Below are 17,219 nucleotides of genomic sequence, written 5' to 3'. Positions count from 1 at the left end.
GCGTTGTAACTGCTAATATCCGCAAGAAGGTAGACGACCCTACCAGCGGGCTGAACATAACCCATACGGGAATGAAGGAAGAGCATAAGGAAGGTACCTCCTTAGACGGCGCAGCGGCGGGCGTTTGAACGGAAGCGAGTTAACTGGAGAGATTGCCGGGTCGTTCGCCCAAAAATGGGCTTTTTCATCAGGAACAAGAGCGGACGTTTCCCCATAAATTGAATCATCACTCACAAGCGATCCCCAAACGTTTCGCATCAGCAATCGGAATTCAACATAACGGAGGTACTGACACAATGAATGAATTCAAAAACGAGCTTGAGCAGCTAAGCGTTTCCCAGTTTCAGACCGGTCAGGTGACACCCTGGAATCAGCAATACCCGTATCAGCCGGGGCAACCTTATCAAGCGGGACATCCGTATCAGCAGGGGTCATATCCGGCCGATCCGTCCCGGCTGTGCGTCGGGTTCGGCGGGTTTTGCGTCGGGTTTTGCGTCGGCTTTTGCGGTGGTTTCTGCGGGGGCTTTTGCGGCGGTTTCTGCAATAATTGCGGAGGCTTCTGTCATAACTGCGTCGGAAACTGCCATCACCGCTGCCGTTAATTCCACCAAGTCATCACACCCGCAGGAATTTGCTCCAAACCAGGGGAAAGACCGTTTTATAGCCATTTACAGGCTAAAGCGGTCTTTTTTTTAATGATTACACGCCTGAATATGAGGTTCTGCGGGCGGGCGGCCGTCTGTGCCTTCAATCTGCTCGCAAGCAAGATGTTATAGCGCGGCGTCCAGAGTCAAGCTGGTTCCCTTCGTGAAATCAGGTAATTTACGGTACTAGGAGGAGGGACTTGTTCAGCGGCCGCCTCTTCCGCTTACCCAAGCCCTGTTTGCATAATTCAACTCATGAGGGACAAAGAGGTCTACATAAGATGACAAAGAACGGGTATTACCGCCTAATCGGATAGCTGGGGGGAATGGAATGAACCAATTGACGCAAGCGGCGCGACTGAAAATAAAGGGAGATACGTTTTATCTCCCTGATCCAGACGGGGGCGTTTATTTCCGCAATAACGTCGGCACCTTCCGTATGGAGGGCGAGATGATGGACCGATGGATCGAGAAGCTATTCCCGATGTTTAACGGAGAGCATACGCTTGAGGAACTGACGGACGGGCTGTCCGCTCCTTACCGGGAACGGGTATATGCGATCGCCGAGACGTTGTTCCGTAATGGCTTCGCCCGGGATGTCAGCCAGGACCGGCCCTGTCTGCTGCCGGAGACGATTATGGAGCGATACGGCTCGCAGATTGCCTTTTTGGACAGCTTCGGCCCTTCCGGGGCGTACCGCTTCGAGCGTTACCGCGAGGCCCGGGTATTGGCGGTGGGCTCGGGTCCTTTTGTCTTATCGCTCGTGTCCGCCTTGCTCGAGTCCGGGCTTCCCAAGTTTGACGTGGTCCTTACGGATGCGGTCCCGACGAACCGGAGCCGGTTGAACGAGCTGGTGCGGCACGCCTATCAAGCGGATGCGGAGGTGGAGGTGAAGGAGCTCGCTTGGCCGGGCGGCGGGGAAGCCGCTTGGCGGGAGCTGGTGCGGCCGTTCCAAACCGTCATGTACGTGTCTCCGGACGGCGACATCGGGGAAGTGCGAACGCTTCAATCGGTTTGCAGAGAGGAGGGGAAACGGCTGTTCCCGGCGATGTTCCTGCACCAGGCGGGGGTGGCGGGGCCGCTCGTCGCGCCGGGTGCCGAGGTGACCTGGGAGTCGGCCTGGCGCCGCCTGCACCGGACGGAAATTCACAAAGATCCGGAGCTGCACGCGTTCTCGCCTACGGCAGCGGCGATGCTGGCGAACGTGCTCGTGTTCGAGCATTTGAAGACCGTTACGGAAACCGGGGAATCCGGACTGAGAAATGGGTTGTATATGCTCAATCTGGAGACGCTTGAAGGCAGCTGGCATCAAGTGCTGCCGCATCCTTCGGCGGACGCGGGCTCACCAATAACGCCCGAATGGATTCCGGACGCAGAGGCGCGGCTGGAGGATGCATTTGCAGGAGGCGGAACGAACGGGCTGCTCCATTATTTCAATCAGCTGACTTCGAAGCAGACGGGGATCTTCCACGCTTGGGAGGAAGCGGATCTGCGCCAGCTCCCGCTCTCGCAATGTCTCGTTCAAGCGGCCGATCCGCTGGGCGATGGACCTGCCGGACTGCTGCCGGAGACGGTATGCAGCGGATTTACTCATGAGGAAGCGCGGAGGGAGGCGGGATTGGCCGGGCTTGAGACGTATGTGTCGAGGCGGACAAACGGCCGTCTGGGCGAGGTCGCCGGCGTCGGAGCGGGTGCGACGGCTGCGGAGGCTGCTGCCCGGGGAATCCAGTCGTGTCTGGACGGACAGCTGGCCAAGCGGCATGCCGGGGCGGCACCTGTTATATCTCCGCTGGAGCTGGGCGCAATGGAGGATGAGCGGTGCCGGTTTTACTTGCAGGCTCTGACGATCATGCGGGGGATACCGATTGTCGGTTTGGGAGAAGAGTTGTTCGGATTACCTGTCGTATGGGTCGGCACAGGCGGCCGCTGGTACGGCAGCGCGGGATTGAATCTGACCCGGGCGTTGCGAAAAGCGCTGCAGGGGGCGCTGATGAACGGGCAAAATGAAGCCGGCAGGGGGGCTGCCCAAACGGTGGAAGCTTCGGCGATTGTGCAGGGCGGAGGAACGTACGGCCCCGTGGCGATCCCGGCAAGCGGGGAAGTCGCTACGCCGGCCGATGTGCGGGACGCTCTGCATGTGCTGCGAAGGAACGGCAAGCAGCTCCATCTGGCGGATCTGGCGGCGGAGCCTTTTCTGAAACAAATGCCGGGAGTTGTGCTGGGCGTTGCGCTGCGGGAGGTGATGCCTTGATGAACCGGGTCGTTGCTGTTGTAGGGAAAGGGTTATTAGCCGATATGGCGGGCAGGGAGCTGGCGGACGTATGCGAGCTTGTACGGCTGCCGGGGCTCGGCGCGGGGGTGCCGGCGGAAACGAGCTTTGCGCTGGTGCTGCACGACGCCTGGTCTCCTTCCGTCCATCGCGAGGCGGAACAGGTTATGCAGGCGGCGGGCATTCCGTGGCTGCGGGGGTTCGTCGCCTTCGGCGAAGGCCGGATCGGGCCGCTCGTCCGGCCGGGAACCGCCGGCTGCTCCGGATGTGCGGACACCCGCATCCTGATGGCGGGACGCGACCGGAAGGAGACGTGGAGGCTGCAGCAGCTTCTCGACAAGTCCGGCGGCATCGCTCGCGATAGTTGGGCTTCGCGAACAGGGCTGCACCAGATGGCGCAGCTGATTGCCGCGGAAACCCGGAGCGTGCTGGAGGGTGCATGTTCCCGGCTGGAAGAACGGGTGTTCGTTATCAACATGAAGTCGCTGGGCGTCTCCGGCCACGTCATCCTGCCGGACCCGGAATGTCCGGTTTGCGGCAACGTGCCGGACGACACGGAAGAGGGGGCCCGGATCGTACTGCGGCCCAGTCCGAAGACAAGTCCGAACAGCTACCGCAGCCGTTCGCTGGCCGACCTGAGGCAGGTTTTGACGACCGATTATCTGGATTACACGACCGGCCTTCTGAACAGCAAACGGATGGACTTCCTGTCGCCGTTCGCCGATGCGAGCGTCACCTTGCCGATGTTCGGCCACGATGAGGCGACTGCGGGGCGGACGCATTCGTATGCGGACAGCGAGCTGGCGGCTATTTTGGAAGGCCTGGAGCGCTACTGCGGGATGGCTCCCCGCGGCAAGCGGACCGTGATCCGGGACAGCTACCGCAATTTGGCGGATCAGGCGCTGAATCCTGCCGCCGTCGGATTGTATGGCAAGGAGCAATACGGGCAGCCCGGTTTCCCGTTTACTCCGTTTGATCCGGACCAGCCGATCGATTGGGTTTGGGGGTATTCGTTTTCGCAGGAAAGACCGGTTCGCGTGCCGCAGCAGCTTGCCTATTACAGCTCGAGCTGCGGACAAGGATTCGTCTACGAGACGTCCAACGGCTGCGCATTGGGCGGAAGCCTCGAAGAAGCTGTTTTTTACGGCATTATGGAGGTGGTGGAGCGCGATTCGTTTCTGCTGACCTGGTATGCGCAGCTGCCGCTTCCGCGCCTGGACCCTTACTCCGCCGGTGACCGGGAGCTCGAGCTGATGATAGGCCGGCTGCAGGCAGTGGCGGGCTTTGAGCTGCATCTGTACAATGCGACGATGGAGAACGGAATACCCGGCATCTGGGCTATCGCGAAAAACCAAAAACCGAAAGGGATTCATATGATTTGTGCGGCGGCGGCCCATCCGGATCCGGTGCGGGCGGTGAAGGGTGCCCTCCATGAGCTGTCCGGGATGATGCTGACGCTGGATGAGAAGATCGAAGCGAACCGTTCGGCGTACGAGAACATGCTGCACGATTCGGCGCTCGTGCGGACGATGGATGACCATTCGATGGTATACAGTTTGCCGGAGGCCGAGAAGCGGCTTCACTTCCTGCTCGGAGGCGACCGGCCGCTGCGCACGTTCGCGGAGGAATTCAGGCGTCCCCCTGCCCGCGCCGACCTGACCGACGATCTGAAGGACGTGCTTCATACGTTTCGCGAGCTGGGTATGGATGTGATCGTGGTGGACCAGACGGCTCCGGAGCTGGGACGCAACGGACTGCACTGTGTCAAGGTGCTTATACCGGGGATGCTGCCGATGACGTTCGGCCACCATCTGATCCGCGTGGAGGGGCTGAAGAGGGTGCTGAACGTTCCGGCGAAGCTCGGTTATGCCAAGCAGCCGCTCCGCAAAGAGCAGCTCAACGTGCATCCGCATCCATTCCCGTAGCCGGTCCGATGAGGGAGGAGGGATAGGGATGAGTCTGGAAGCTTATCTGCGCAATCTCCATGCGAGTCCTCGCGAGTCCGGACCGTCCGGCTGGCAAGTGGACTGGGAGGATGCCCCGCTCAAATATAAGCTGTACCGGGGCTTGCCGGCCGTGCCGTTATGTGCGGAAGCGCCTCTTGCTCTCGCCGGACGGAGCGCGCCCGCCTCTCCCGATCTGACGAGCGTCGGGCATATGCTGTGGTACATGTACGGATTGACGCAGCTCAGTCAGGTGTGCGTTCCCGGATCGATGAATCCGGGCTTGAATTCCATGCACCTGCACCGCCGGTTCGTTCCTTCGGGCGGCGGGTTGTATCCGAACGAGCTTTATGTGTATTTGAAAATCGACGGCGCTCCGGAGGGGATCTATCATTACGACGCCGCTCATCATCGGCTGCTCCTGCTTCGCCAGGGCAACTTTGATCCGTATATGGAGCGTGCTTTGGGCAACCGCTGCAGGATGCGCTCCTGCTTTGCCGCAATTTTCATATCGACCGTGTTTTGGAAAAATTATTACAAGTACAATCAATTGGCCTACCGGCTGCAAGGACTGGACACCGGCGCGCTGATCGGGCAAACGCTCGAGGTGGCGGACCGGTTCGGCTACACATGCGGGCTGTATTATCAGTTTCTGGACCGGGCGGTTCATCGTCTGCTCGGGTTAGCCGGCGAGGAAGAGAGTGTGTATGCGATCATTCCGCTCTCCGCGGAGCCGGCGGATGACTGGTTTCTGGACGGAGGGCGGGACGAAAGCAATGTCCGGGCGGCGGAACTAGGCCGGGAGCTGGACCCCATCCGCCCGGTTGTTTTGGAGCGATCGCGTAATAAAAAGCCTTACCCGATGCTGGTCCGCATGAACGAAGCGTCCATGCTGGATCATTCGGGCGTTTTCCGGCAGGTTGCGCCGGAGCCGCAGGCGGACAGCGCATTGCGGGCGGTTTATTTGCCCCGTACCGGCGTTCCGGAAGGCGATCTGGCCGACAAGTGCCGCCGCCGGCAGTCGCCGGAAGCCGGCTTCGTGATGAGCCGCCAGCCGATGGCGAGGATTGGAGGGATGCTGCAGGAAGCCGCCGCCCGCCGGTTCCGCAGCGATCTGGATGCAGCTCCCGGCGTTCCCGCTTCGCGCGTTCAACTGTACGGCTGTTTCACCCATGTCGAGGGCGTGCCGGACGGAGCTTACCGTTACGATCCGGCCGTACACGCGCTGCAGCGGCTCAATCCCGGAGATCACCGGGCTGATCTGCAGCGGGGTATGTATCTGGATAACGTCAATTTATTTCAAGTACCGATCTGTCTGCACGTGGCGGGTCCGCAACATTTCTACAAGGCTGAGTTAGGCTACCGCGGCTACCGGATTCAGCAGATGGAGGCGGGCTTGCTCATACAGCGGCTGCTGCTGGCGGCGTCTTCGCTCGGCATGGGCGGGCGCCCGCTGCTCGGATTCGACAGCGCTACCTGCGATGCCCTCTACCGGTTCGATCCGCAAGGCAAGACGTGTCTCATTCAGCTCCCTGTCGGATCCTATCGCCCCAGCGCCCGTCTGGAGGGAGGGCTGCGCGCTTGAGCGGGCGGGCGCCCGTACCCCTGTCTTCCGTCGCCGAAAAGCAAAGCAAGCTGACGCCGCACGAGCGCCAGCTTGCCGCTTTGGGCACCCTCGGGTGCCGATCGAGACTAGATGAACGCTCTCGATACGATAACGAGCAGGATGAACAGGACGAGGATCACACCCGTGCTGGTAAAGCCGCCTCCACAGCTAAAGCCTCCGATACCGGACATATTAGTTTCACCGCCTTTCTCTTTTTGATTACTACAACGACATAGTATGTGTGCAAATCCATATGGTTTGGACGTATGCCCTATACGATCGGTGCAGCCCATTGCATCCGTCCCGTTTTTCTTCCGGATTCGGATCGCTCTTCATCTTCGGCGCAGGCCGCTGCAACAGGAGGATTTCGCTTGAAACATACCGTGCCGGTTGTCGGCAAAGGGACATTAGCGGATTTGGTAGGCAGAGAATTATCGGGCTCCGGCCCATTCGAGGTGATCCGGCGGACCGGTTTATCCGCGGACATCCCGGGTGCGGCGAAGCTCGCAGTAGTGGTGTACGACGGCGAATACGCCGCCGATTATGTGGATGCGGAGGAAGTGCTGGGGCGGACCGGCGTTCCTTGGCTGCGCGGATTTACGGCGGATGACGAAGGATTCGCAGGACCGCTGGTGCGCCCTGGAACGGCGGGCTGCTCCAGGTGCGCCGATCAGCGGCGGCTCTTGATCGGACGCGGGCCTGAACGGCGGGACTATGCAGCGTTGATCGAAGACGCTGCTTCCGGAGGCGGCATGCTGGCTGCGGGACCGCCGCCGCTGGCCGGGTTATGGCAGACCGCCCATATCCTTGCCGGGGAGATCCGGAACGTGCTGCTGGGCCAGCGCTCCCGCTTGCAGGAGCATATGGCGATCGTTAACCTGAATACGCTCGAGGGCTCGCTTCACCGCTTCCTGCCGGACCCGCTATGTCCGGCCTGCGGTCAACTGCCCGCCGATTCGAAGGAGGCTGCCGCTCTTGTACTGCAGCCCAGACCGAAAGCTCATGCGGACAGCTATCGAAGCCGCAGGCTGGAGGATATGCGGGATCTGCTCCTTTCCTATGTGGATTCGCGGCTCGGACTGATTAACGAGAAAGTGTATGACACCGACTCGGTGTTTGCCTCGGTACGAATGAGCCTTCCGTCGTTTGCGCTCGGGAGCGAGATATCCGCCGGGCGAAGCCATTCCTTCGCTTCCAGCGAATTAACCGCCGTGCTGGAAGGTTTGGAGCGGAACTGCGGCCAAGGACCGCGCGGCAAACGGACGGTCGTGCGCGACAGCTACAACCATCTGGCCGGTCAGGCGCTGAACCCGGTCCGGGTCGGCTTGTTTTCGGCGGAGCAGTACGCACTGCCCGATTTTCCGTTCGAGCCGTATGAAGCGGATGCCCCGATGGACTGGGTATGGGGGTATTCCTTTCTGCTGGAACGTCCGATTCTTGTCCCGGAATCACTCGCCTACTACAGCTTGAACTACGGGGGCGGGTTCGTCTACGAAGGGTCCAACGGCTGCGCGATCGGGGGGAGTCTGGAGGAAGCGATCCTGCATGGTGTATTGGAGGTCGTGGAGCGCGACTCGTTTCTGCTGGCCTGGTATGCCAGGCTGCCGCTTCCCCGGCTGGACCCCGGCTCCGGCGATGCGGAGCTGCAACTGATGGTAGCCCGGCTGCGTGCGGTGGCCGGTTACGAAGTATCGCTCTACAACATGACGATGGAGAACGGCATTCCTTCGATTTGGGCGGTGGCGAGAACCATCACTTCGGGGGACGCGAAGCTGAACCTTCTGTGCGCGGCCGGAGCGCACCCGGACCCGTTGCGGGCTGCGAAAAGCGCCGTACACGAGCTGGCGGGCATGCTGTTTCAACTGCAGGACGTTTTGACAGAGGCTCGCGAGGAAGCGGAGCGGATGGTGGGGGACCCGTCGCTAGTCACGCATATGATGCACCATGTCCTGCTGTACGGATTGCCCCAAGCGGAGGAGCGTCTGCATTTTCTGCTCGCCCCGGATCGTCCCCTGCAGACGTTTCGGGAACAGTTCGGCGATGGTGCGACAGCCTCCCGCGCCGATTTGACCGGCGATCTGCTGGATCTGGTCCGGCGGTTTCGCCGCTTGGGGCTCGATGTCATCGTGATCGACCAGACTTCGCCGGAAACGGAGCGCAGCGGATTGTTTTGCGTCAAGGTGCTCATCCCCGGGATGCTGCCGATGACGTTCGGCTATCAGCAGAGCCGGGTAGCCGGGCTGGAGCGGGTCTATCAGGTGCCGGTCCGGCTGGGGTACGCGGAGCGGCCGCTTACGAAAGAACAGCTGAACCCGCATCCGCACCCGTTTATATGAGTGCAAAGGGAAGCAGGGAGGGAGCCGTTTCCGGCGACGGTTTCTTTCCTTTTGGGTTCGTCAGCAGCGAGGCTGGTCATAAGCCAATTTTATGAATCGCGAGGCAGGAACCCAGCAGGCGTCCGGTAAATAGTAGAAGGAACGCCGGGGATAAGCAAAAGGAGCTCCGCCCTCCCCCCTACTTCGGCAATAGGAGTGGAGAGCGGCAGCTGCGGAAGCCGTATGGACAAGCTTGTCTCGCAGACGATACCAACCCGCTGAAGGGGGAAGCATGTTCTTGGCAGCACGCGCAGCTGCGGGCGGCAGACGTATTCACTCCGGCCGCAAAATCCTTTGCAGGCTGGCAGCCGATGTTTTTCTTAATTTGTAGATGGTTCCGGATTCTCTCACCTTGGCAATTTCGCCGAACGATTGCTTCGGGAGCAGCCATAAATAGTACTCCTCGTGATCGAGAACGAATTTGTACGCAGGAGGCGCCATCTTGGCTACGCCCGGCTGTTTGTTGGCGAATCGGACGGCGTAGGTGAAGGCGCGTATCGTTTGTTTATCTTTGAAAATGATTTCGTTGTTCAACTGTTCCGGGTTCATTTGCTCCAGAGAGTAGACGACAACTTCGCTGCCCGTTACCCGAAACATATACAGCAAAGCGCCGATGAGAACAACGACAGCGGCACACCCAGTGATGATTCTGGCCTTCCGGCTCATGGCACCCCTCCTGTTATTGAGATCGCTTACTCTTAGACGCAGGTAAACTTCCGGAAGTTGCAGAATTGGAGTTTTGTGGATGGTGTCGTGCTGCCGAAGGAGAGGTGTTGGAGGAAACAGGGGGACAGGGGGGACGCGCGCACGGGAAACATGGAAAACACGGAAAACGGACACGGAAGCAGGTTCAAGCTCCGCCCGCCTCCGTCTACCGTATCCGGTTAGTTCGATTGCGCCTTATGTTTCTCCGAGATACCGTAGGGGCTTCGGAGAAGAATATCGGTCCGTCTGGAGGCGCGCTCCAATAAGTCCAGCAGTGATTGCCTTGATTTGTCGCCCATGCCTTTTATTTTGTTCAGTTGGATTTCGTTCATGTCGAGAACGTCGCCGAGCGATTGGTAACCGCTGGAATGAAGCGTATGGACAATTTTCAGAAGCAAAGGCCGGTAATCGTCTTCGCGGGCCAGCGATAAGAGGCAGTACAAGTCGAGCTTCCGGCATTCTTCCGCTACAACAGGGATAAATTGCTTCAGTGGCACACGTCTGGTGGCGATCGTGTTCATATCCGTTCACTCCGTAGTAAGATTTTAGGTATGCCCCGGGACAACCGACAATGCTTGTGTAACTCATTGTACCGCCGATACCAGGGTGTTAATGTGATATTTGTCACTACGGGGTTTTTAAAAGTTTTCCAGAATAAAAGGCTGAAATCAGACCCGCCATCCGGCGATGACGGGTCCTGGACTTAAACCTTTTTTCAGTTTCCGGCCCAAAATGAATTCAACAGCTGCAGCAATTTTCCGGTCATAATTTCCCCTGCGTTCTCGGGCAGCTTGCTGCCGTTTGTAAGACGAGGCTCATATCCGCCCTGAGTATAAGCTTCTCGGGTGCAAACGTACCCGTTCGCGCCATTGCATAATTCATTTATAAAAACGGCTCTGAAAGGGGCGATTGCCTTGATTTCCAAGCCGAATTCTACAAAGATTTCGGCAGGAAGACCAACCACCGCTCTGTCGCCCAGTCTCACTGCCTGAATTTCTAGCTCGGAATGAGTTTCTTTGCTCTCTTCTACCTTCATTAGCTGCCTGGCAAAGGCTTTTTCGACAATGCCGGATGATTCGTTCAGCAAAGCCTCCTGCGCGAGCTTGCATTGCTGATTCGTGGGTTTTCGGTTTTCCAAGCGCAGCAGCTCTGATTTTACACGGACGGTCAACTGATCGGTGGTTTCCGATTTTTCCCTGACCTTTAAAGCTTCATAAGCCAAAATCCTCCCCATTTTCTTATAGTAAAATGGCTCATAGTGGGTTTGACCGCTGACATCGGTGTGATTAATATTACCGCATGCACCAAGCATAAAAAGACTAACCGCGTGTTCTCCGAGCATTTTCTTAATCGTTTTGCTGAGCTCGCCCGGATAATCGGCGCTGTACTCCGTGCCCGACACACAATCGGTATGGCAGGCGAAGTTCGAAACCATCCCGATCGGTTCGCCGTCCAACGCATCGATTCTCATGACGGAAACCTCAGGATCGATTGGACCCGCGGGCTTCTCGATCAAAGGGTTTCGTTTTCCCGGATTCGTTTTTACGCTTCCATCCTTCATGAAAAATCTTCGATTAAACGAGATATGGTCAACGATCCCCGTTCCGAACCCGATTCTAGCGTGTTTACGGTTGTTGTAAGCTAGTTTGGCTGCATCCGCTGCCTTATCAACGAGATCCGACAGATAGTCTGGGTTGACGCTGCTATTGAATCCCGGTCTGACCGGAGGTCCGGTATGCGTATGAGTGGTCGAGATCATAACTTGGCTTTGTGCAATACCGGTGAGTTCGTATACCCTATCGCGTATTTTGCGCACTTCAGGATAAGCGAGGGCCAGGCAGTCAATTACAATAAATACGACAAACTCGTTACTTTCAATGAGAAGGGCTTTTGCATACAAATCATCTTTGACCCCAGTAGATCTTCTGTCTTCGAAGTAACCTGGCATCGAATTTCCTAACGGAGGCGTAATAATAACCTCGCTCATACCGCATTTGATCATAACTTTTCACCAATCCTTCCAGAAGAGATCGCTATGCTAAGCGCTAACATTTTTATTCGAGGCAGGAAAGATTCCAATACCATATATTCATCGACACTGTGATACTTTCCCCCGACAGGTCCCATACCGCAAATCGTAGGTATCCCTAACGAGGCTGGAAAGCCGGCATCGGCAGCGCCTCTTGTCCTCATTTCGGATAACGGAATATCCAGCAGCTCCGCGGCCTGTTTCACGATTTCATACATTTTCGATACTCCTCCGGTTTTCTCCATTGGAAGCATTCCGATATTTCCCGTCAATTTGCTGACCGTACCTGGTACATAGCTGTTGTTGATGATCGTAGTAATTTGACTCAACGTGGTATTGTAGGCTTCTAATGAACCGAATCCGACATGGATAGTGCCTGACGCTTGAGGCGCCACAACATTCGTATGTATACCGCCTTTTACGACGCCTACATTTACGGATATATCCTTTTCCGGAGCCGATAGTTTTTTAAGCTCTATAATTTTGTATCCAAGTTCTTCGATTGCACTGACACCTTCTTCGATGCATAAGCCCGAATGGGCTGCTTTTCCCGCAATCTCGAAGGCGAAATGAGCAGACCCATTCCTGCCTGTAACGACGGCGCCGTTCGGTCTGCCGGCCTCCAAGTTAAAGACCGCAGAAGCATCCTTTGCTTTTTCCTCAATTATAGCCCGGGAAACCGGAGACCCTATTTCTTCATCGGGAGTTAGTAGAATTTCTATATCGCTGGTCTCGACTCCGGATTGCTGCAACGCGGCGACAGCATAGATCATACTGACGAGACCGGATTTCATATCGGCTACTCCGGGGCCGTAGGCATAGATTCCATCTTCCGTAAAAGGCCGTTTTTGTACCGTTCCCGGAGGATGCGGAGTATCCATGTGACCCATTAGCAATATCTTTCCGGGCTTCGATCCTTTCCTGTAGGCCACAATATGATCGCCATACTTCTCATTTTTCTTTGAATGGCAGGCAATGTCGAACCTGCTCAGACAGTCGGTGAGCGCCTTTCCGACTCGGTTCACTCCCTCCCTGTCATGAGTAAAACTATCGATATTAACTATATGTTCCAACAGATGGATCATTTCTTTATGTCTAGTATCTAAAAAACTCTCAATCGCTTTGAACCGGGAATCGTTCACTCGTATGCACTCCCCATTGTTTATTCCGGTCTGAATCCGCAACCTTATTTTTAAGCCACCAGCCGTCATTTTCCCGTTTTCACTTGGATATTCAAGTGATATTATAGTCAAGTATTGATACTCTGTTTAGTCCCACATAATACATAGTGAATGGTATCAGATTGGAGGAATTCATTTGATTGAACTACTGCCAATTTTATCAGCTAGCAGCCACGAACCGTTATACCTCCAACTGTATAAATTCATTAGAAAGGAAATTGAGTCCGGGGGTATTCCGCCATATACCAAGCTCCCCTCTAAAAGAAAATTGGCGGCCTCGTTTCAAATCAGTCAAAATACAGTGAATGCCGCGTATCAGCAATTGGTGGCAGAGGGTTACCTGGAAGCCAGGACAAGGAGCGGTCATTATGTGGGAAAAGTACTGGAGGACTGTTCTTACGCGGGTATATCCAGGCCGAAACAGACTATTAAGGAATGGACTGATGAACGCGAAGAGTACGACTACGTCTTTGATCACGCGAACGTAGATCCAGGTGCTTTCCCATTTGATACATGGAAAAGGTTATATAAAGACGTTATTTCTGAAACAGAAAATCTTCTGCCGCTTGGCGATCCTCAAGGTGACTACAAGTTGAGGCATGAAATTGCAGAATACTTGTATGGCTCGCGAGGAGTTCAATGTTCGCCAGGTCAAATCGTTATCGGATCCGGAACTCAAGCGCTGCTCCTGCTGCTCGTCCAAGTAATCGGATGGAATCGTAAATATGCAATGGAAAATCCGGGATACTCCAAAGTAAGAAAGGTTTTGGAACATAATGGAGTCGAAGTGAAACCGGTGCCGTTAGATAAAGACGGGTTAGATATTCTGGCACTACGGGATCAAGAAACTGAGATTGTTTATGTAACCCCATCCCATCAATTTCCGACAGGAATCGTCATGCCTATCTCGAGAAGATACGAATTGCTTCAGTGGGCTGCGGAAAAAAAGGCGAGGTATATTATTGAAGATGACTACGATAGCGAGTTTAGATATTCGAGTAGACCGATTCCCTCACTGCAGGGCTTAGACGCTAATGGAAAAGTGATCTATTTGGGTACATTCTCAAAAGCGCTTATGCCATCTCTGCGACTCGGTTATATGGTATTACCGACCGAGCTGCTGGATGTATACCGGGATCGTTTTTCATTTTATTCCCAAACGGTGTCCAGGATTGACCAGAAAGTCATGGAGCGGTTTATATGTGAAGGTTTTTGGAGCAGTCACATACAAAAAATGCGAAATATATATGGCCGAAAAAAAGAAGTATTGGTGTCCTCGCTGCGCAAATCCTTCGGAAGTGATTTGCAAATTTTTGGGCAAGATGGAGGATTGCACATACTGGTGGGATTTGAACGGAAATTTACAGAACAGGAACTTATTCGAAGAGCCAAAAATGAAAAGGTTCTTGTCCACTCTGTATCTATGCATTATGCGCCCAATACTCAACCGGTATCATGTAACAAGGTTCTGCTGGGATTCGCGAATCTTACCGAAGATGAAATTCAAGAAGGAGTGCTTTGTTTAGAGAGAGCGTGGTCAACGATTCCTTCTTCCGAAGTGACCGAACGGAGGTTGGAGGAATAGTTTTACGAGAACCCCCCATACGATTGGCAGCAAGCAGCTCACCGAACCGCGAGGATACCGGGAAGGGCTGTTTTTTTATTGCTATGGAAATATATGGGCCGAAGGAAGCAATTACAGTTCATAGTTTCGGAAAAGGCGGCATGCAGAATGGAGCAGACGAAAAAACGACTATGTTATAAATATTGGTGTAGCCGGGTACCGAAAACTGTTGCAGGGGGTAGGGGAATGATTGAATCTGCGTTGTCGCGTAGAAAATTGCTGATGGCAATGGGATCGGCAGGCGTCGCTTTGGCGGCGGGCGGAGTAACAGGATCAGGCGAGCCGCGTAATGTCCGGGACACCGTGTTAGGGGCAGTGTATGGAGGCGTGAACCCCGCGCTGGGGTGTAATTGTCCGGAGTACGTCGATCCGTTTCAATTCGGAGCGGTCGGAGATGGAGTAGCAGACGACACAGCGGCCATTCAGTTAGCGGCTGACGAAGCTAGGGCTAGAGAAGGCATCTTGTATCTGGCTGCAAAGGGATCATTCAAAATTACGATGCCGGTTAATCTTCGTTATATCAGGCATATCGTAAGTTTGGGTACGATTGTTTCGTATGTTGACCATGAACCGGCGGTAGTTGCCGGAGACGATTCTCGCCATGCCCGTCCGTTATACCTGCATTTCGCCTCGATTGTGAAAGGAACTGCGCGGCATGAAGATGATATCGGTCTTCGGCTGGTCGGGATTAAAAACGGCAAGATCACGGTAACCAATTGTTACTCCCTGCAGCTATTCGCCGATGCACGCGACCCTTCGATGAGCAGCATCGCTTACAGCGAGTTTTACCTGGGACGATTTATCCGGACGCTGGAACTATACGGCGAGTACGGGATGAGCTGGATCAACGAAAATACGTTTTATGGAGGGAGCATCACAAAGCTCATTATCGGCGCCTCCTACAGTCATAACAATAACATCTTTATTAAGCCGTCTGTAGAAGGCGCCGCGTCGACTCTTGCAATCAACAATGGCGTGCGCAACAAATTTTACGATCTTCGCACCGAAGGAGGCACCACCGTAACCCTCGGGCCGAAAACATATTATAACGTGCTTATCGATAATTTCATTTCGAATTCCGGCAATTTGCGGGGCGGAGCCAATGTTGTCGACCAAGGGTTCGAAAACATGCATTTGAATAGCATCGAAGAGCACTATCGCACGGCGGATGTTTTGACGCTTGACCCGAATAGCGTTGTTTTTGACGGATGCGCCGAGCAGGCCGGGTGGACCGCAATTGAGCGACCCGGCTTCGATAAAATGGTAGCAAAAAACAATTCGCTGCTTTTTGAAACGGGTATGGTCTCGGTTGAGGACATCCGAAGGTTTAGAATGTTGTCTGACACGAAACTATTTCGCATCCGGGTATACAGCTACGATGAAAATAAGCAAATTCTGAACGACCGCTTGTATATTAGCGGGATTGGCGGTTGGAAGCAGTTGGGCGATTACGCCGGGTTTCAAACGAATATTTCGGAGGCTTGGATTGCTTTCACGGATTCTGCGGTCAAATATGCTAACATTGCGGTTTATCATGTTGGGCCGGGAAGCTTTCAGATGTTGAGACTTGTTGCGTATTTAAAACCAAGTGTAAGCGACTGGTTGCCTGCCTCCATCATCCGTTCCCGCGAACGGCCGCTTATTCAATCTTCAGTTCCGGCACGAGGGTTTGCCCAGCCCGGAAAAACGATCGCCAAGGCTGACGGAAGCGGGTTATGGATGTGTGTATGGCGAAAAGACACAAGGATTGCCTCGCCGGCTGCAAACAACAGCGGCAGCGTGCAGGTGACGGAGGCTGACGAAGTATTGCCGGGAGACGTTGCGGCCGTTTTGTTAGACGATCGAACAACGCATTGGACGAAGGTTGATTCGGTAACCGGAACAACGATCGGCTTGACTGTCCCACTGCCAGAGGGGGCGTCGGCGAATAGGGCGGTTGCATTTCTAAGGTGGGTATAATTGTTGCCACTATGAGAGCGATTTCATATACTGGTTTCAAATCATGATGATTGAAACCAGGAGGCGGCACTATGAACCAAAACCTGCTAGATATGTTTTATTACAAGTCGAAACGTTCGCAAAAACCGACCTTTCATTCGCACCCGGAGCATGAAATGCTCTACTTTCATGAAGGAGAATGCAAGTATTTGGTTGGTGACGAATGTTATGCAATCGCTTCCGGAAGTTTGGTGATGATGAACGGAATGAGCCGCCACGGTCCGATTATGCCGACCCCTTGCATGCGCACCATTTTACGCTTTAACAGAATGGCTGTGTTGCCGCTTCTGCAAATGCCCGATTCCGTTGATCTGCTCCGGCCCTTTGGCCAACTGAGGCACTATCACTGGCGGCTCGAAGGCGATCAAAAGGCCGAAATCGAGCATATTCTTGCGAGGATGAACCAATATTGCAGTTCTCCGGGAGCGATTTCCTTTAACCGGCTGAGGGCGGTGTTTCTCGATCTTCTTTTGTTTGTCTGCGAAAACAGCGAGAAGCCATTGGCGCTTGATCAGGATCAGCCAAACGGAATCCATGACGTGTTGGCCTACATCGAAAAGCACTATATGCGCGATTTCAGCCTTGACGAACTTGCGGCGAATGTCAACTTCAGCAAGTACTACATGAGCCGGTTGTTTAAGGAACAAACGGGAATGACCGTATTCGATTATATAAACCGACGCCGTATTCAAGAAGCCAAGCTATTGTTTCATATCGACCGGACCCGTGCGGTAACCGATGTGTGCTTTCACGTGGGGTACAAGCATTTGACTCATTTCTCACGCACATTTAAAAAGATTGTAGGTTTGACACCGGAACAGTTCCGTAAAATGGTATAGGGAGAT

Annotated in this window: 13 protein-coding genes; 8 read left to right on the top strand and 5 right to left on the bottom strand. The window is 54.8% G+C overall.

The genetic code is table 11. The annotated features are described in order from the left end of the window. Positions 1 to 296 precede the first annotated feature (296 nt). From AC3Y2E_RS02315 to AC3Y2E_RS02300, 4 genes are all read left to right on the top strand, one after another. Positions 297 to 602: a heterocycloanthracin/sonorensin family bacteriocin gene (locus tag AC3Y2E_RS02315; protein WP_489957165.1), complete on the top strand. Its 306-nt coding sequence runs from the start codon at positions 297 to 299 to the stop codon at positions 600 to 602. A 373-nt stretch (positions 603 to 975) separates the two neighbouring features. Beyond that, complete coding sequence (locus AC3Y2E_RS02310; RefSeq protein ID WP_379206716.1) at positions 976 to 2,895, top strand: putative thiazole-containing bacteriocin maturation protein; 1,920 nt, start codon at positions 976 to 978, stop codon at positions 2,893 to 2,895. Continuing rightward, entirely contained in the window at positions 2,895 to 4,838 is a 1,944-nt protein-coding gene (locus AC3Y2E_RS02305) for a TOMM precursor leader peptide-binding protein (RefSeq protein WP_379206713.1), read from the top strand. Before AC3Y2E_RS02310 ends, AC3Y2E_RS02305 begins: the two co-directional genes overlap by 1 nt. Positions 4,839 to 4,866: 28 nt before the next feature. After that, the gene (locus AC3Y2E_RS02300) at positions 4,867 to 6,441 is read left to right on the top strand and encodes a SagB family peptide dehydrogenase (protein WP_379206711.1); all 1,575 of its coding nucleotides are present in this window, start codon (positions 4,867 to 4,869) and stop codon (positions 6,439 to 6,441) included. A gap of 107 nt (positions 6,442 to 6,548) precedes the next feature. Here AC3Y2E_RS02300 and AC3Y2E_RS02295 read toward each other — a convergent pair whose 3' ends face one another. Next, a complete protein-coding gene (locus tag AC3Y2E_RS02295) occupies positions 6,549 to 6,653 on the bottom strand; it encodes a sporulation protein YjcZ (protein WP_190932408.1) in 105 nt (34 codons plus the stop codon). A 180-nt stretch (positions 6,654 to 6,833) separates the two neighbouring features. Here AC3Y2E_RS02295 and AC3Y2E_RS02290 point away from each other — a divergent pair, with 180 nt between their 5' ends. After that, a complete protein-coding gene (locus AC3Y2E_RS02290; RefSeq protein ID WP_379206707.1) occupies positions 6,834 to 8,798 on the top strand; it encodes a TOMM precursor leader peptide-binding protein in 1,965 nt (654 codons plus the stop codon). Positions 8,799 to 9,110: 312 nt separating this feature from the next. Here AC3Y2E_RS02290 and AC3Y2E_RS02285 read toward each other — a convergent pair whose 3' ends face one another. From AC3Y2E_RS02285 to AC3Y2E_RS02270, 4 genes are all read right to left on the bottom strand, one after another. After that, entirely contained in the window at positions 9,111 to 9,503 is a 393-nt protein-coding gene (locus AC3Y2E_RS02285) for a YhfM domain-containing protein (protein ID WP_379206705.1), read from the bottom strand. Positions 9,504 to 9,721: 218 nt separating this feature from the next. Continuing rightward, positions 9,722 to 10,063 (bottom strand): DNA-directed RNA polymerase subunit alpha C-terminal domain-containing protein, encoded by a 342-nt coding sequence (locus AC3Y2E_RS02280; RefSeq protein WP_379206703.1) that lies wholly within the window; start codon positions 10,061 to 10,063, stop codon positions 9,722 to 9,724. Between the two features lie 194 nt (positions 10,064 to 10,257). Next, positions 10,258 to 11,544, bottom strand: coding sequence for a neutral/alkaline non-lysosomal ceramidase N-terminal domain-containing protein (locus AC3Y2E_RS02275; protein ID WP_379206700.1), 1,287 nt, complete (start codon positions 11,542 to 11,544; stop codon positions 10,258 to 10,260). Continuing rightward, the gene (locus AC3Y2E_RS02270) at positions 11,541 to 12,824 is read right to left on the bottom strand and encodes a M20 family metallopeptidase (protein ID WP_379206698.1); all 1,284 of its coding nucleotides are present in this window, start codon (positions 12,822 to 12,824) and stop codon (positions 11,541 to 11,543) included. The genes AC3Y2E_RS02275 and AC3Y2E_RS02270 overlap by 4 nt, the downstream gene beginning before the upstream one ends. Positions 12,825 to 12,888: 64 nt before the next feature. Here AC3Y2E_RS02270 and pdxR point away from each other — a divergent pair, with 64 nt between their 5' ends. From pdxR to AC3Y2E_RS02255, 3 genes are all read left to right on the top strand, one after another. Then, entirely contained in the window at positions 12,889 to 14,337 is a 1,449-nt protein-coding gene (gene pdxR, locus AC3Y2E_RS02265) for a MocR-like pyridoxine biosynthesis transcription factor PdxR (protein WP_379206695.1), read from the top strand. A 147-nt stretch (positions 14,338 to 14,484) separates the two neighbouring features. Next, positions 14,485 to 16,335, top strand: a complete 1,851-nt coding sequence (locus AC3Y2E_RS02260) for a pectate lyase family protein (RefSeq protein ID WP_379206692.1) — start codon at positions 14,485 to 14,487, stop codon at positions 16,333 to 16,335. Positions 16,336 to 16,406: 71 nt separating this feature from the next. Continuing rightward, positions 16,407 to 17,213: a helix-turn-helix transcriptional regulator gene (locus AC3Y2E_RS02255; RefSeq protein ID WP_379206690.1), complete on the top strand. Its 807-nt coding sequence runs from the start codon at positions 16,407 to 16,409 to the stop codon at positions 17,211 to 17,213. The last annotated feature ends 6 nt before the right edge of the window (positions 17,214 to 17,219 follow it).

It is taken from the genome of Paenibacillus sp. MAH-35 (genome assembly GCF_058135425.1).
This window is presented reverse-complemented; position numbering and strand designations above follow the sequence as displayed.

What these genes read in the sequence shown, in the direction of transcription:
- AC3Y2E_RS02315 (WP_489957165.1), top strand. Translation starts at nt 297, where the DNA reads ATGAATGAATTCAAAAACGAGCTTGAGCAGCTAAGCGTTTCCCAGTTT.
- AC3Y2E_RS02310 (WP_379206716.1), top strand. Translation starts at nt 976, where the DNA reads ATGAACCAATTGACGCAAGCGGCGCGACTGAAAATAAAGGGAGATACG.
- AC3Y2E_RS02305 (WP_379206713.1), top strand. Translation starts at nt 2,895, where the DNA reads ATGAACCGGGTCGTTGCTGTTGTAGGGAAAGGGTTATTAGCCGATATG.
- AC3Y2E_RS02300 (WP_379206711.1), top strand. Translation starts at nt 4,867, where the DNA reads ATGAGTCTGGAAGCTTATCTGCGCAATCTCCATGCGAGTCCTCGCGAG.
- AC3Y2E_RS02295 (WP_190932408.1), bottom strand. Translation starts at nt 6,653, where the DNA reads ATGTCCGGTATCGGAGGCTTTAGCTGTGGAGGCGGCTTTACCAGCACG.
- AC3Y2E_RS02285 (WP_379206705.1), bottom strand. Translation starts at nt 9,503, where the DNA reads ATGAGCCGGAAGGCCAGAATCATCACTGGGTGTGCCGCTGTCGTTGTT.
- AC3Y2E_RS02280 (WP_379206703.1), bottom strand. Translation starts at nt 10,063, where the DNA reads ATGAACACGATCGCCACCAGACGTGTGCCACTGAAGCAATTTATCCCT.
- AC3Y2E_RS02275 (WP_379206700.1), bottom strand. Translation starts at nt 11,544, where the DNA reads ATGATCAAATGCGGTATGAGCGAGGTTATTATTACGCCTCCGTTAGGA.
- AC3Y2E_RS02260 (WP_379206692.1), top strand. Translation starts at nt 14,485, where the DNA reads ATGGAGCAGACGAAAAAACGACTATGTTATAAATATTGGTGTAGCCGG.
- AC3Y2E_RS02255 (WP_379206690.1), top strand. Translation starts at nt 16,407, where the DNA reads ATGAACCAAAACCTGCTAGATATGTTTTATTACAAGTCGAAACGTTCG.